Annotated in this window: 11 protein-coding genes; all 11 read right to left on the reverse strand. The window is 46.6% G+C overall.

Annotated elements, in window-relative coordinates:
• Nucleotides 1-30: 30 nt before the first annotated feature.
• Complete coding sequence (locus AC58QM_RS31750) at nt 31-2,511, reverse strand: hypothetical protein (protein WP_497288753.1); 2,481 nt, start codon at nt 2,509-2,511, stop codon at nt 31-33.
• A 120-nt stretch (nt 2,512-2,631) separates the two neighbouring features.
• Nucleotides 2,632-5,064, reverse strand: a complete 2,433-nt coding sequence (locus AC58QM_RS31755; protein WP_497288754.1) for an alpha-glucuronidase family glycosyl hydrolase — start codon at nt 5,062-5,064, stop codon at nt 2,632-2,634.
• A gap of 33 nt (nt 5,065-5,097) precedes the next feature.
• On the reverse strand, nt 5,098-5,910 hold the full coding sequence (locus AC58QM_RS31760; RefSeq protein ID WP_497288755.1) for an HpcH/HpaI aldolase family protein: 813 nt from the start codon (nt 5,908-5,910) through the stop codon (nt 5,098-5,100).
• A gap of 11 nt (nt 5,911-5,921) precedes the next feature.
• Nucleotides 5,922-6,374 (reverse strand): NanQ anomerase/TabA/YiaL family protein, encoded by a 453-nt coding sequence (locus AC58QM_RS31765; RefSeq protein ID WP_497288756.1) that lies wholly within the window; start codon nt 6,372-6,374, stop codon nt 5,922-5,924.
• 19 nt (nt 6,375-6,393) lie between these two features.
• Complete coding sequence (locus AC58QM_RS31770; RefSeq protein WP_497288757.1) at nt 6,394-8,007, reverse strand: extracellular solute-binding protein; 1,614 nt, start codon at nt 8,005-8,007, stop codon at nt 6,394-6,396.
• Nucleotides 8,008-8,048: 41 nt separating this feature from the next.
• Nucleotides 8,049-8,933, reverse strand: a complete 885-nt coding sequence (locus AC58QM_RS31775; RefSeq protein ID WP_497288758.1) for a carbohydrate ABC transporter permease — start codon at nt 8,931-8,933, stop codon at nt 8,049-8,051.
• A 17-nt stretch (nt 8,934-8,950) separates the two neighbouring features.
• Complete coding sequence (locus tag AC58QM_RS31780; protein ID WP_497288759.1) at nt 8,951-9,790, reverse strand: ABC transporter permease; 840 nt, start codon at nt 9,788-9,790, stop codon at nt 8,951-8,953.
• Between the two features lie 204 nt (nt 9,791-9,994).
• On the reverse strand, nt 9,995-12,007 hold the full coding sequence (locus tag AC58QM_RS31785; protein WP_497288760.1) for an AraC family transcriptional regulator: 2,013 nt from the start codon (nt 12,005-12,007) through the stop codon (nt 9,995-9,997).
• 234 nt (nt 12,008-12,241) lie between these two features.
• Nucleotides 12,242-13,039: an HAD family hydrolase gene (locus AC58QM_RS31790; protein WP_497288761.1), complete on the reverse strand. Its 798-nt coding sequence runs from the start codon at nt 13,037-13,039 to the stop codon at nt 12,242-12,244.
• Nucleotides 13,040-13,069: 30 nt separating this feature from the next.
• Entirely contained in the window at nt 13,070-14,137 is a 1,068-nt protein-coding gene (locus AC58QM_RS31795) for a bifunctional heptose 7-phosphate kinase/heptose 1-phosphate adenyltransferase (protein ID WP_497288762.1), read from the reverse strand.
• A complete protein-coding gene (locus AC58QM_RS31800) occupies nt 14,138-16,117 on the reverse strand; it encodes a GSU2086 family protein (RefSeq protein WP_497288763.1) in 1,980 nt (659 codons plus the stop codon).

The raw sequence follows: 16,117 nt of genomic DNA on the forward strand, positions 1-16,117 counted from the left end.
CCTCTCTCCTTTTCTTAACATGCAATCGTGCTATCCCATCGTGCCATTAAATGAAGCACGGTGAATTTCAGCTAAATGTGGCGCCTCTTGCAAAGACGGAAGATCCTTTGATCGGTCCCCCGCTCTCATTAACCAAACCTCAGCGGCATAAGGGCCTACTCGATCTGGAGCTGTATGCCAGGACAGGAGAAGCCGACCCTCTATAATAGCCTCACTGGGAACGAAATACTCCTGCTGCAGAATTGGCACGCTCACACGGAAACCCTCAGCAAGAACATAACGATCATTGGCTATCAGCTGCATCGGCCCGCTGCGTGCGGTCATAAATCCGCTGTAGGTTACCTTCAGAATGTAATCACAGGTATTGTCCAAATGCTCATATTTTAGTGTGAGCGGGGATTTATAGAACGTAGTCAGCTGTGTCAACCAGGCCAGCGGAACAGGACCGATTTCCCGCTTTCTTTGCTCTGTGAGATGAAGGAAGTGCACGCAGTAAGCAGTAAACACCGAATCTTCGAACGCTGGATCTTCCTCCCGGCTACGTCTCATGACCACACGCTCCCAGCTTGAGGCGGAACCCAAATTATCGTAAAAACCGCCAGGACCAGGATCCGTTCGACGTATCGCTTTGTTGATGACCTCTAACCGACTGCACTCATTCGTCAATTGCCGAGCTTGATCGAAATGGGCTAGCAGCCAATCTGCATTATTAAGCGGTTGGTCGATATCGTCCATGAATGCCCCCCGATCCCAGGCGATCGCGTGATATTTGCCGACGGACGATTGAGCCCCAATCGATTGAAATAGACGTTCAGCGATTTCTTCGCAGGCTTGGCGCTGCTTCTGTGCAACCGGAACGGTACGGGCAAGGCTCAGAATGGATTCCGCTTCAGCCAAAGCGAGCAAGGCGCCCGTCTTGGGGGCGTCCTCCAGAACGGAGACGGCTCGCAGCTCCAGATCGGTTTCATGTAGAAGGCGCCGTCGAATATAGACGTCATAATTTGCGCGCAGCAAGCCCATTTGGAATCGGTAATTATCCTGTACGGCAGCCCCAGCGGTGTCCTCGATGTCCTGCCACTGTCTGAGCGTAGCCTCTACGCCATTGTTTGCAATTAGCAGCCCAGTCCAATTGCGTTCCAACGCCAAGATGGCTCCTGCTATCGCTTCTGTGTAATCATTTCCAAAGAAGAACCGTGCGTACTCGCGAAGCGTGACGGCAACATCCGTGGTTGGATCCCAGTCTTGAGCCCCCCAGATGAACTTATTTACATCATCATAGATGCCTTCGGAATAAGTAACGCTGCCGGTCGTATAGGCGCAGATTTGGTTATGGATCTGTTTCATCGCCACAGGTCGAGGATTGATGCTTTCACGCCCATGCGTCATGGCCAACGCGAGATCCCACTCCCGAATTGGGAACTGAGCGGCAAAGTTATGCGTGATATCCGGGTAATTACGTATCGGAATTTCCTCATCAAGCATCTCCCGCATTTCATGCAGCGACTGTCGCACCCAGGGTCCGTGTGCTACACCTCCGAGCCATTCCGGCTTGCGGTTCACCCCGTCCATAAACCCCTGTACCCACTCATCCGTAGGCTGGGGGTGCTGGGGTGAGAACCATAGTTTGGCCTGGGGATGATATTTTCTTAATAAACCAGCGATCTGTTCCGTCCATCTAAAAAATTCATCCAGTTTGATATGTCCCGGATCACCGCTAGGAATTAAAATATGGTCGATTCTAGGCAGCTTGCGGAATATGTCCTCCCGCTCTGTCAATTCGAATGCAAGAGTTTCCGGATCGCTATAATCGGTTGCCATATTCGGATACCAGATCCACACATCAAGACCGTAGGAATCGATAATTTCAGACAGCCCAATCATCATATCCAGAGCAGGCACCTTCATATGTATGCCTGTGGCCTCGTCATCTGTACGAGGAGGCACAATCTCGATACTGTTGGACCCAAATAGGGCCAATTCGCGGATATACTGCTCAAACTGTTCCGCTGACCATGCATCGTAGGCGTTCGTTTTGGGTCTGTATCCGAGCTGATGACCACGCAGCTTCATGGCAGGGGTACTGGATATGTGCAGCTGCGAATCCAGCAGAATCCGACCAGGCGTCAGTTGCAGCTCGCGTAGCAGCTTGCCTATACCGTACAGCACACCGCGCGCATCGGCGCCAACAACCCATACAACCGGCGGTTTGCCGGCTTGTGTCTCCACTGCAACGCGGAATCCTTCTGCCCCCGGAGAAGGCAGCTCGCTAAGCAGCTCAGAGTATGGAAGCTTGGATTTCATTAAATTTTCAAGCGAGGTATCCGATGTGATGATGATTCTGGGGACTTGGGCATGCGTGATCGTGTTGTGATTAGTAGGCAAGGTAATTCCAGTTCGCTTTTCGATTTCTTCAATGAATACGTGAATGGCTTTGTTCTCATGAGCCGAAGCACTAGTTGAACGTATGATTACAGCGCATGTGAGATCAATGGATTGCAAAAATGACGTCATAATTGAACACTCCTTGCCGCAGGATACGATAAATCCGGAAAGTTAAGGCCCCCTTAACTCACATCAGCCTTATCGTGAATTGGAGGGAGCCTGTTAAATATCGTGCTAGAACATTTTCGCTTATAGAGTCTTAGCCATGATAGGGCTGTTAGGGATAACCCATATCTCCGAGACGTTCAACCGTTTAAATCCGCTAATCCTTTTGAAGGTGAGGTTGAGCGTACCGCTGCTCAATGCCTCTTGTGGGATCAACGATTCGATTAACGTGCACTGCCCTTCTTTCACAAGTACGTTCTCATGAATCGTGCATTCACCATTCGCTGTCAATGTTACGCGATAATCTCTGGTATGTTCCCCGATGGTATCTCCCACGTAATTCACCTTGATGGTGTAGGAACAAGCAGGATCCAGATGCTCATAGCTTAGTGAAAGCTCGGTATCGGCAAGTGTATTCGCATGTCGGACAGCGGCCAATGGTGGAATATGCCCCGGTGCTATCGTCCGTTCATTTTGAAGTAAATAAATGGCAGGGGCCATTCTTGGCGACTCGAGATACCCCGGATCAAGCTCCCAGCCCTTCGCTTTTTGAACCCGCTGCCATCCTTGATAAGAGCCCAAATTATCGTAAAAGCCTCCAGGTCCCGGATTCGTGCGGTGGATCAGTTGATGCACTGCTTCCAGACGCTCCGCTTCACTTTCTAATTTCAAAATGGAAGTAAACTGTGACTTTAGCCACATCGCATCGTTCAGCGGAAAATCAATGGCGTCCATGAACGCCCCCCGACCTAACGCGATTGCATGATGCTTGACCACCGAGAGCTGCGCGCCAATGTTCTTGAATAGCTCGTCAGCCAATTCCCAACAGCGTGAACGGTATTGCGCAGCAACTGGTGCAACCGTCGCCTTCTGCAAGACAGCTTCGGCTCGTTCTATCGCTGCGGCTGTTCCCACTGTCGAGGCAGCTTTCAGCCAATCCTTCGCTTCCTTCTCCAGCTCCGTTTCATAAATCAAACGCCGTCTGGTATATGCGTCATAGTAAGCGCGAAGCAGCCCCATTTGGAAACGGTAGTTGTTCGCTACCTCCGGAGGTGCGGAGTGCTCCATCAACTGCCACTGCCGCAGCGTATCATCAACCGTCTCGTTAGCAATCAGTGGTCCTTCCCAATTCCGCTCCAAAGCCAACAGCCCTTGAGCAACGCCTTCTGTATAATCAGCTCCGATAAATAACCGAGCAAAGTCGCGCAGCGTTTCAATGACCGGTGTCCGCGAGTCCCAATCCTGGTCGCTCCAGATAAATTTATTGACGTCATCATTGATGCCCTCGGAATACGAAATATTACCGATAGCGTAGGACTCCAGCAGGTTGTGGATATGCTTTTGCGCAAGCGGTCTCGGGTTAATACTTTCACGGCCTAGCGTCAAGGCATAGGCAAGGTCCCAGTCCTGCACAGGATACTGGCAATGGAAATTATGCGTAATGTCTTCATAACGGCGGATCGGATACTGGTCAGGCACGATTCGGCGCAGATCCGGCAAGGTAATATCTACGTGCGGTCCGAACACAATTCCGCCAAGCCATTCAGGTTCCAATAGAACATTGGCGAGAAATCCTTCCAGCCATCGCTTCGATTCGTGAGACATCACCTGTGGGGAAAGCCATAGCTTAGCCTGTGGGTGATATTTGCGCAGCAGTCCAGCGACTTGCTCTGACCATTCAAACAATAGGTCGGGTTCAAGTTCACCGGGATCGCTCCCCGGAATGAACACCGCATCAATATATGGCACTTTACTGAAAATCTCTTCCCGCTCCGCCAGCTCGGCTTGAACCGTTTCTGGATTCGCATAATTGTCCGCCATATTCGGGTACCAAACCCAGGTATCCAGACCATACGAATGGATGATTTCTGATAAACGAATCATCATCTCCGTCGGATCTACCTTCATTAGCGGGCCCGTCGGGTCATCGTCCGTACGCGGAGGCATAATTTCGATGCTGTTGGCACCGAATAAGGCAAGTTCGCGAATGTACTGCTCGAACTGCTCAACTGACCACGCGTCGTATGCGTTCGTCTTAGGCCTGTATCCCAGCTGGTGTCCTCTGCATAATTGCTGAGGCGTACTCGAGATGGATAGATTGGCATCTACCAAGATCGATTGACGCTTCAGATTTGCTTTTCTAAGAAATTTGCCTATGCCGTACAATAGACCTCGCTCATCCTCGCCAACGATCAGGACAACTGGCTTATCCTCTTGCTGCCCCAGCAACCAATAGCCCTCTTTGCCGGGAGCTTCCAATTGCTGCAGAGCAGCAGCAAACGGCTGGATATGTTCGTTAAGCGCCTGACGGGTTCCCGCAACAATGACAGGGTTGCTTCCTTCCGGCTGTTTATTTGTAACCGACAGGGTGATGCCCGTTCGTTTCTCCACTTCTTCAATCAGAACAGTAATCGCTTTTGCTTCTACTGCACTTAACCCATTGGGAATCAGCAACATAGCGTCCGATAAGTCCAAGTTAGCGGTATTCTGAATAACAGATTGTTGATTGCGGCTCATTTGGTCCCTCCTGTTTCGTTTTCACATGAATGACTAAATATGAATTCTGTTTTCGGCATTGTGTGCCGCATCGCCTAGCGCCTGTTTAATTTCATGAAGCTCGCGCGTCATATTGTCCACAAATGCTGTCATATCGGAAGCCTGGATAAACATGTTCATGCCCAGCTTCCCCCACTCGATCTCCTGATCCACGCCAAAAAAATAATGAATGCCAGCTGTGACGCCTGCGGCTCTCGCTTTGCGGATAATCGTCTCGATAGCCTGCACAAATATCGGGTGCCGATACTGCTCGGGAACACCTAAGCTGCAGGATAGATCGTGCGGCCCGATCAGCACGCCATCCAGTCCTGGCACAGCTAAAATATCATCCAATGCATCTAACGCTGGTTTGCTTTCGATATTCACAATCAATATATTTTCTCTATTAAAATCCTGTAAATATTCAGCGAGCTGCGGCTCCGGCGTCTCACTGCCTTCTATAATCCGCTGCAGCTTCTGCCCTTTAAGGGGCCTCAGCTTAACTGCACCTCTCAGCGCTTGAACCTGCTCCACGGTTTCCACATATGGCGCGACGATACCAGCTGCCCCGGCATCCATTGCAATGCTTGCCTGATGAGGATCCGGATAAGGAATGCGAACAATTGGAGCGATCTGAAGCGCTGCGTATGTGCGGCACATCCATGAAAGCTGATCGCGGTCCATGGACATGTGCTCCGTATCCAAAAAAACAAAATCTAGACCGAGTTTCTTTACTTCCGCAGGCCAGCGGGGAGACGTTGATATAATCAACGTCCCGTAGATGCGGCCTCCTTCATTCATCTGAGTTAAAAGTTCCCGACTGTTCATAGTTCACCTCATCAAATTTTTACTTTAAATACCGCTTTTTTCACCATTTGAGAGCCTTCGGCTGGAGAGAGGCAAGGCATATGGGCATCGTCGGGATAAAAAATTGTGAAACATCCCGCTTTTACATCCACAAAATCTCCATCTCCCACCAACACCTTATAGTCCTTCTCATCCAGGTGATCTTCCGTTACCGTTAAGCGGCCTGCATACGCCACTCCCATTCGTTCTGTCCCTTCAAGCATAACTTGGATGTCGATATGGCTTCGATGCGCTTCCCAGAAGCCCTGATCTTCCGGTCTTGTATCATAGCTTTGAAGAAGCAGAAACAACTCAGATCCCTGAATTTCGTATTTACCAGGCTCCATCTCGAGCACGTTATTGCTGCTCAAATAATCGAAGGCAGCAGCAAATTTCTCATTTAAACCGGTGTATAGTGCAGCATTTCGAATATGATCGTAAATCATGGATACAAGCCTCCAAACATTATTTTTTCAAGCGGGCATTTGCCTCGTTATAAATCTTCTCAATTTCCAGTGCACCTTTGCTGACTAACTGCTTGGCAAAGTCTTCATATTCGTTCAAAGAGCGCGTACCCATAATAAATTTATCCATTTCCTGCTCAACCGATGTATCCACTTGCGTTCTCAGCTGTTTTAATTTATCCGTTTCTTCCTTCGTGAATGGCGGATCCAGCAATGGATTTTGGAAATAGCCTTTGCTATCCTGATCCATCAGCTTGCTCCATTTTTCCAATTCAGGAGGAGAAATCGCAACAAGCGGTTTTTCATCGACATACGTAGCGAATGCCAGTAATCCAGTACCCACTGCGGACTGCATGGCATGGAATGGATCCGCTTTGGATAAATAGGCTTTCAGAACACTGTCCTGCACGACAGGATTACCGTTTTCCAGCTTGTATTGCTCTCCTTCAATGCCGTAGTTGGTTACCTTTACACCATCATCGCTGTACATCCAATCCATAAATTTGATGACTTCCTTCGGATCCTTCACCTTGGAGCTCACCGCATACAGGTGCCACCAGTCTTTCGCGTACTCGTAATTGCGGGTTTGGCCTTTCGAGTTTTTCATAATACGAATCTGCTCGAATTTAGCCTGCGGATCTTTAGCCTGAAGCGTCTTGGTAAACCCAAGCGCGAACGTATTATTGTCGTAATAAAAGAGGGATTTGCCGGTACTCAGTTTCTCCTGCCATGTTTGCTGGGTATTGATCGCATAATCTGGATCTAGCAGCTTCTCGCTGTATAGCTTGTTGAAATAAGTGAGCACCGGCTTGAAGTCCTCCGAATGCGCAGGGCCATACACATATTGGCCGCCGTTAATATCTGGATCGAAGTAAATCGTATAACCAGAGCCCAGCGCATATGCCATATACGGAAGGAAGTTCTTGATACCATTGCGGAAGGTCAGCGGATACGAATCCGGATAAGCTTCCTTGAATTTCTTCAAAACCTGGTACAGCTCGTCAAATGTAGTCGGTGCCTGCAAATTCAGTTTTTTCATAATATCGTCCCGTACCAGCGGGAGCTGCCCGTAACGAACCTTCCATTTCCCCATTACTGGGAACCCGTACAGCTTTCCATCTACCATCAATTTCTTGATTTCTGGGTTTTGGTCCATCACCTTTTTGAAATTGGGCGCACTATCCAAATAGTCGGTTACGGCAAGGAACATTCCAGCCTTCTGCATCGGAACGGCGTCCGGCAAGTTAGCTTTAGCGATTCTTACAATGTCCGGGATATTGTTTGTGGCCAGCATCGTTTTCAATTTTTCCGAATAGTTCGTGTCGGGCGTACCTTGCAGTTCAATCTTGACATTGGTCTTTTTGTTAATTTCCTGAATGGCAGGCGAATCCAGAACAAGGGGCTGGCTTGCAGCATCCGGCATCGCAACCTTTAACGTCATCGGTTTGTCAAGCAGCTTGCCTCCTGTGTTCTTCGAATCCGCAGTCGGCTGGCTTGTGGCGTCCGGTTGTTTCGTCTCAGCTGCGGGCTGTGAAGTACTGCAACCGAGCAATGCTGCGGATGTCAGTGCCAAGGTGGAAATCAAAGAAATAACCTGTTTCTTTTTATTTGCCATTTCATTCGCTCCATTTCATTATTTAATTTAGTTGCTGGCGTTTAACCCTTTAAAGCCCCCACCATAACTCCCTTGACAAAATACTTCTGAATGAACGGATAGATGGCCAATATCGGTGTAATTGTGATGATGATGACGGCGTACTTGATCGTTTCTGCAGTGACCATTCCCCCAACCTCCGAGCCGCTGGCCGCCATACTCTGGTTGCCCATCTGCCCAGCGACAACGATTTTACGCATGATGATTTGGATGGGAAACAGTTTCTGATTATCCAAATAAATCATCGAAGGGAAAAAGCTGTTCCAATGCCAAACCGCGTAAAACATCGTCATCGTTGCTAAAACCGGAACGGAAAGAGGGAGAACAATGCGTAAAAAAATAATCAAATCGTTCGCGCCATCCATGAGAGCGGATTCATTTATTTCTTTGGGAATACCCGAAAAAAAAGTCCGCATCATAATCATGTACCATACGTTAATGGCTGGAGGCAGCAGAATCGCCCAGATCGAGTCCAGCAGTCCCAAATTGTGAACTACCAAATAATTAGGAATAATTCCACCGTGAAAAAACATCGTTAACACAATAAGTACGGTAAACAATGTTTTTCCAGGAACATGACTACGAGATAGCGGATAGGCACATAAGGCTGTCATGGCAAGATTAATCGCTGTACCTAATGTGGTATACAAGAACGTATTGGCATAGGAACGGACGATCGTTGGGTCTTCCAAAATCGTTTTATAGGCCTCCCAGTTGAAGCCGGACGGAAAAAACTTCACCTCCCCCCTTGCCACACTAAACCCATCGCTTACGGAGATGATCGCCATGTAATAAATGGGATACAACGTCACCAGCATGAGTATGAGCATTAAGAACACATTAACTCCGTCAAACAGCAAGGGTGCGATCCCTTTGTTTCTCCTCATAGGGGTCACTCTCATTTCTACCATAGGCTGGTTTCGCTTACTTTTTTGGAAATATAATTCGCTGTAACTACAAAGATCAATACAATAATGGATTGAAAAAACTCGACTGCCGTCGCAAAGCTGAAATCGCTTCCAAGAAGACCTCTGCGATATACAAATGTAGAGATAACATCCGCTGTCTCATACGTCGGCCCGGTATAAAGCAGTAATATTTTTTCATATCCGATGCTCATGATGTTACCTAGATTAAGCAGAAACATAATCGTAATGACCGGCGCTATACCTGGAATTGTCACATGGAATGCTTGCTTCCAGCGGTTGGCCCCGTCCATAGTAGCAGCCTCGTACAACTGAGGATCTATCGCAGTGAGCGCCGCCAAGTAAATGATGGCTCCCCAACCGAGTCCCTGCCAAATTTCCGAGCTGACATAAATCGTTCTAAACCACTCAGGTTTAAGCAGGAATTGAATTCTCTCAAATCCGAGTCCCCCTAGAATACGGTTGATCAACCCGTCGTTGGTCAAAAAATTGACGAGCATTCCGCAAATCACCACGGTGGAAAGGAAGTGTGGTAAATAACTAACCGTTTGTACAATTTTTTTGAATTTCTGTACTTTGAGTTCATTTAACAGAAGTGCCAAAACAATGGGAGCTGGGAAAAAGAAAATAATCAAATATAAATTCATTAAAAGGGTGTTGCGTACTAGCTTCCAGAAATAAGGGTCCGACAAAAACTCTCGGAAGTATTTGGTTCCCACCCATTCGCTGTTCCAGACGCCTTGGAAAACGTTGTAATCCTTAAAGGCGATCAAGAGTCCGAATAGAGGACCATATTTAAAAAGTGCAAAGTACAGCATGGGTAAGATCATCATTAGATACATATATTTGTTTTGACGAATCAGCCTGATACGAATACCTCCTTTCGGTTTGAGTTGACTTAGTTGTATCACGCTTGCAGCCGAATCAAAACGTCCAATACATGCATTTTTGTTTCATCTAGCCAACTATAAACACCCTGTTTCACTACTCCCACAGACTGTATCAGCTCTCCGCATGAAGCCTTAGGTTCGACTTGCTTTTCTAAATTCATTAGGCGTAATACCTTCATATTTCTTGAACAAACGGATGAATGTCGTTCTGCTGTAGATGCCGACCCGCTCCGAAATTTCACTGATGTTCATATTCGTACTCTCGAGTATTTCTTTCGCCTTATTAATGCGCGTAATACTGATATAATCCGTAAGGTTCGTGTCTGTCTTTTCCTTAAATACCTTGGATATGTATTTTGAAGAAACCCCCATATGTTCGGCAATTTTCTCAAGATAGAGATCTTGTTGATAATGGTTTTGGATATATTGAACGATCGTACTAACTAACTGATCAGATTTATTCAGCGTACCGGTCTTTACTTTGGCTGGGTCTGGTAGCTCGGCGATGAGAAAATCTGGTTTGCGATCAGCGGCTTCCAACGCAGCTGCCGAATCGGCATATGATCTAGCAATGCCATCAAGACCACAATAACCATTACCAAGGCCGATCTGAATGCTGCAGTACCTGGCATCATGCTGGAATGCTCCGATAATAGCGCGCAGCGCTCTCCTGAAGTCATTCATTCCTTCCGGCTCATCCGTATTAACTAGACACACATACACGTTTTCTTTCGTTTCGAATACATAATTAGGCAAATACTTGCCTAATAGACTTTCTATAATTTTTTTAATCTTGTTCATGATCATTAACCGTTCGACGTCTTGGATTTCATTATAAAAGTCAGTCTTATAAGAAAAGTTGATCGTACAACAAATAAAGTAATCCTTCTTAAAGGACAGATCACACCGTACAATTTTGCCCAGCTCCTGTTCGCTAACAGGCTTGCTTCCTGTCATGACATGCAGCAGCATATGGTCGATATATTCCAAGGACATGCTGTCGAGCTTTTTCTTGAAGGTATTGTTTTTCTCAATGATTTGATGTATCCCTATTCCGATCCGATCCAGTTCGGTCTCCCGCTTACCGTTTGGCGACATCCATGAGGTCGACGGCTCATTTCCCTCGTTAAGCACAATATCTTGAATTTTTTTAATTGGATTAAAAAGATTAAAAGCGAAAACAAAAGATAAAACGCAACCAATACTAATTAGAAGCAAACAAATCACCACAAACATGGTGAATAGATTCGTAGTTTGCGCTGTAAATTCGACGACCGGCGTGAGCGAATAATATTTCCACCCATACACACCTGATGCAATATGTGAGACAAAATAAGGCTTCCCCTTCACTGTCACTTCCCCACTGTTTAACTGCTCCTTCGTGAATAAAGGGGGCGTCTTCTCTTCGTTGCCGCTTCCGATGCCGTTCCAAACGAGATGATCATTGCTGTCTAAGAGCAAAAAACGTGTCGTTGAAAACATGGCATTTTCTCGAATAGCCCTGGCAATCCTCTCCACAGAAATTGTCAAAACCAGATTGGCCTGATGGCCGTTCACGATATTTGAATACACAAAAGGAATCGCGTTTTTTTCGAATGATTGATTAAATACGACCTTAGAAGGATTGAGCAGCTCCAAATAAGTGTCCCGATTGTTTCGGCTTCTCCAATAGCTGGTGTCATAAGAATCAAATCGATAGATGCTGTTGAAAAAATAATTGAAATCCTCTACGCCATCCTTCGTATATACTTTTTGGTCATCCACATAAACAAATAAATTATCGATTAAGTCTCCGATATCACCAGAAATCCTGGAGATCGTGTAAGAGATATTAGGCAGTTTTACTTTGTCGGACGTGCTGTACATATTGAACGGAAGCAAAAGCGATATGATGTTTTTATCGTAAAAAAAGCTTACACTCGACCGCTGAGCCGTCTGCAAATAAATATCAATAAAGTCAGCGGACGATTGTAAATTCGCTTCTATTTTAAGCTTAAAATCGTCCTTCGCCTTATTGCTGAAATTGATGTATACAAATGAGCCAATGACCAGAATTGGTAACAAAAGCGACAAGAAATAGAGCAAAATCCTCATAAACAATTTGTTTTTCAGCGGAAAGTACGTACTGATTTTGATTTTCTTCATCCCTGGAAAGCCCCCTTCTATTTCGATGGCGCAATCTCAGTATACGCGCCGCGCGAAAGTCATGAATATCACCAAATGGCTAGATCATGAACCATTTAACGCCTAGTGGGTATGTTCCATTTTTCCGCCTATGTTTCATATTTCTCCCACCATTCCATCGTGGAACACCAAAAAAGCCATTCCTAGGAATGGCTTAGTCCGTTGCATGTATCGGATTCTGCTGCCTTGATTCATCTACCATCTCAGACACTTCGACCAATACTGAAGATCTAAATAATCACCTGCAATATGATCGGCTCCCGCTTTCAACAGCCGTTCTTCTTTAATCGAATCGATTCCTTCACGGTTAACCTCATTGCTTGCCAATCCAATGGTCAGGGCATTATTCTCTTTACCTAGTCGAATCTCTACCTTCCCATCGCCGATGACAACCAACTCGCCTCCCGTAAAGCCTTTCTCTTCCAGCAGATCCTTGATTACCTTTTCTTTGGAGCAGTCGGCTCGACCGACAGGGGCACCCGCTATTTCTTTAAAAAAAGGCCGAACACCCAGCACTTCCGCTTCATGGAGGACGTCGGGATGGTCAGTCCCACTTGCAACGTACATCTCAATGTGACGATTCTGAAGCTCAACTAGGAAAGGGATGGCTCCTTTCATTAGAAAATCATCTGCACATAGCTCACCTTGTTCCAGCTTACGAATGCGATTATTCACCTGCTCGAGTAGACGACGGTTATATTCTGCTTTGTAATCCCAGGCATTCCAGCCGACTAGATTCCAGCCTTTGTTTCGTACTTGCTCAGCAAGCCATTCCATTTGGAGCACGGTTTGGATGCCTGCAGATTGCTGAATATACGCATCAATTTCCGCTTCTAAGCTTTTTTCCTGTTCCTCAGTCAGTTTATGTGGGCCTAGAATACATTCTTTCATAAATGGCGCCATAATCTCTTCCCAACCCGCTCGCAAAGTGGATATTGTTCCGTCGAAGTCAAACAAAACAGCCCGAATGGTAGATCTTGTCGTCGTGCTCATTTAATCTCTCCTATCTTCTGCTATATGTAATTATGTAATCATACGGATTGCATCGTACCTGTGACGAATTTCTTCTGGATTGGCCGTTCCGGTCATCCCCAGCTTTTTCAAAACAACCGCTGTACTGAGATGCGCAAAGGCAATCGCAGTAGGTCCCTGTAACCCCATAGCGAGCACACAGAGCAGAGAAGCAGCAAAACAATCCCCTGCCCCAACAATATCAATTGGTGAATCGACAGGTTTGGTCGGTACATGAATATACGCTTCCTTGTCAAACCAAATCGCCCCATGTTCTCCGAGCGTCATACAGCAGGGAGCGCTATTCTTAAAGGATAGCTTCTTACCAGCTTCAATCCAATCATCCCACGTTGATGTAGGCAACTCGTCGTCAGGGCGATGCCACTTTAAGCTTTCCACCTCATTCGGCTTGACAATGACTTCCTCAAAAAGTCCGATGCGATCCCGACTGTCAACCACAATTAATTTGCCACGTCGTGCCCATTCGGTTAACCTTTTGCGAACTTCTGCACCAATGATGCCACACTTAAATTGATCAGTTACTACAATTGCATCGGATGATTCCATAATGAGGTCGATTTTCTCGAGAAGATTTTCCATTTGTTTATCATCCAAAGACTTCATATTAATGAAATCAATCCTGGCATCCTCTTGCTTCGCGTTCTGGAGTCCCCATCGAATCGGTTTGCAATAAGCAGGCGTGATCCAGTTGTCATCGACCAGCAGATAGGTGTTCTTTATTCCAGACTTTAGAAACAAATCACGCAAAATATTTCCTCGCCAATCGGGCCCAATGACTGAACAGATCGAAACCTCCTGACAGCCCAGCGCCTTCAGATTGAGGGCCACATTACCTGCCGCTCCAGGTGAAAAGCTTTCCTCTACAATCGGCAAGGGGTGATGAGGCGTTTCTCGTGAGAGCTCACTTTTGGTCATATCAGCATGCCAATACATATCCACACATGCGTCTCCGATGACGCCGATCTTTAATTTCGAGATGTCGGATAAAATGGCGTTCAGCGTTTCGCGAGAGAGCGGCTCATCCATACATCTGTCATCATCTTTTTTCACAGCTTGCACTCAGTCAGCCCCCTCTTGAGAATGTACACAAGTTATTTTCTTCCAAATATTTGGAAGCGTTACTTGATGAAGCCCTTCAAAATGATACCCTTTGCCTCCTAAGCTGGTCGGTCGGTGAATGATATTTTTTCGTGGACGATAGTAATAATCCCAGTCCTCATAACCAACCTTCTTATGATAATTACCTAAGCGAACGATATCAAAATTTGCTGTGGTTATCTGCTGGACTGGATTCCCAAGATTTCTTGCAATGGATAAAGCCTTCAAGAACACCTCGGGTCCTGTTACCGTCGAACCAAAATTAACAAACAAGCCCCCTTCGAGATTCGCTACACTGTGACAATACGCCTGAAAATCTAGTCCACTCGCACGCCCTTGATCCGCAAAGTTTCCGTCAGGATGAAGTTGGATGTCATCTGTTCCGATTGTGATATGACATGTATAGGGGATTTCTGCTGCCATACACGCTCCCATTAGGCTTTGTGACAAATAAGGGAAATCATCCAAATGATTCGAAGCATACCGAATGACACTTTCGCCATACCCCCATCCCAATACCCGACCTTCGGCCAAAGCTCTATGAATCATCTGTCCTGGCTCCTGCCACATTCCTCTTCGGCCAGTTACAAGCGAGCCATCCTCTATTTCCTCAGCGTGCCCGAACGCGGCTAACTCTAGATCCTGAAACAATGTGGCCCCATTGACGGCGAGGTGAGTAATCGCACCCTTGCGGATTAAATCAATCAAGTAAGGTGTAACACCGCTGCCGACGACATTTCCCCCAAGTGATACTAAAACATGCTTTTTCTGGCTTGTCGCAAGCATCCACCTCGATATGAATTCTTCGAACTCTTCCGAGGCCCATTCCGTTTGCGTCTCTCCCAGAATCTGAACGGCTTCCACATTCAACTTGCTCTTTCTTTCCTGAATTGGATATAGCTGAACACTTTGAAAATCGAGTAGTTTTACATTTTTCGTGATTCTATCTAGTGGCAAATCTATGCCCATTTCCCGTTTTCTCTTCCGTATTGCCTGAAAAAAATACGGGATCGTTGCCTGATGAAGTCCATGGAACAAGTAACCATTGCCGTCAATCTCGCTCAACTGATCCATGAAAATTCGGCGCGGTCGATAATAATAATCCGGATCTGAATCTTCCGGAATGACGCTGCCGGTAACGGGTACGATATCAAAGTTGGCAGCCGTAATGTTAGCCATTTCTAACCCAACATTCTTAGACAAGCTTAATGCTTTAAGAAAGATTTCAGGACCGGAGATGGCCGAGCCAAAATTGAGAAATACACCACCTTCGTTCATCTGACTAACCGAGCGGCTCATGGATTCAAAATCTCTGCCGCTCGCAGTTCCGAGCGCTTCAAAATCGACTATCGGATGCTGATGAATAATATCTGTTCCGATGGAGATGTGGCATGTGTACGGCACGCCATAGCGCTGACATTGCACAAAAACACAATCGTCTACATGCGGGAACTGTTCCGGTTGTGCGGCAACATAAGCGAATAAACTTTCACCATATCCCAGTCCCTTGGCGACACCTTCGCGAATCGCCTCGTTCATATAGCGACCCGTTTCTTCCCACATCCCGAAGGAGCCGTCTTCGATGGATCGAGCAACGTCTTCCGAAGTTTCCCCCATGAGAGCTAGTTCAAAATCGTGAATGCTTGTCGCCCCGTTTCCCGAAACGTGGGTAATAATTCCTTCCTTGACTAGCTCAATGATATAGCGCGACAACCCATTCTTGATGACATGTGCGCCCATCGACCAAATGACAGGCTTGCCTTGTTTTCTCATCAGGAGCACCTGATCCACCAGCTCATGAAAAGCCTCAGGTGCTTTCCAATGCACAGGAATGTCTTCATTCGGCCTCGCCATATTTTTGATCGTGACAAGATTAGTTCTGGTCTTTACACTATTCGTCTTGATGTTCTCAAATGTAAGTTTAGTCGTACGGTATTCCAT

This window comes from Paenibacillus sp. J22P165, assembly GCF_059692015.1.

Excerpts from the sequence above, each read along its gene's own strand:
- AC58QM_RS31750 (WP_497288753.1), bottom strand. The coding sequence starts at position 2,511 with ATGACGTCATTTTTGCAATCCATTGATCTCACATGCGCTGTAATCATA.
- AC58QM_RS31755 (WP_497288754.1), bottom strand. The coding sequence starts at position 5,064 with ATGAGCCGCAATCAACAATCTGTTATTCAGAATACCGCTAACTTGGAC.
- AC58QM_RS31760 (WP_497288755.1), bottom strand. The coding sequence starts at position 5,910 with ATGAACAGTCGGGAACTTTTAACTCAGATGAATGAAGGAGGCCGCATC.
- AC58QM_RS31765 (WP_497288756.1), bottom strand. The coding sequence starts at position 6,374 with ATGATTTACGATCATATTCGAAATGCTGCACTATACACCGGTTTAAAT.
- AC58QM_RS31770 (WP_497288757.1), bottom strand. The coding sequence starts at position 8,007 with ATGGCAAATAAAAAGAAACAGGTTATTTCTTTGATTTCCACCTTGGCA.
- AC58QM_RS31775 (WP_497288758.1), bottom strand. The coding sequence starts at position 8,933 with ATGAGGAGAAACAAAGGGATCGCACCCTTGCTGTTTGACGGAGTTAAT.
- AC58QM_RS31780 (WP_497288759.1), bottom strand. The coding sequence starts at position 9,790 with ATGCTGTACTTTGCACTTTTTAAATATGGTCCTCTATTCGGACTCTTG.
- AC58QM_RS31785 (WP_497288760.1), bottom strand. The coding sequence starts at position 12,007 with ATGAAGAAAATCAAAATCAGTACGTACTTTCCGCTGAAAAACAAATTG.
- AC58QM_RS31790 (WP_497288761.1), bottom strand. The coding sequence starts at position 13,039 with ATGAGCACGACGACAAGATCTACCATTCGGGCTGTTTTGTTTGACTTC.
- AC58QM_RS31800 (WP_497288763.1), bottom strand. The coding sequence starts at position 16,117 with ATGGAATACCGTACGACTAAACTTACATTTGAGAACATCAAGACGAAT.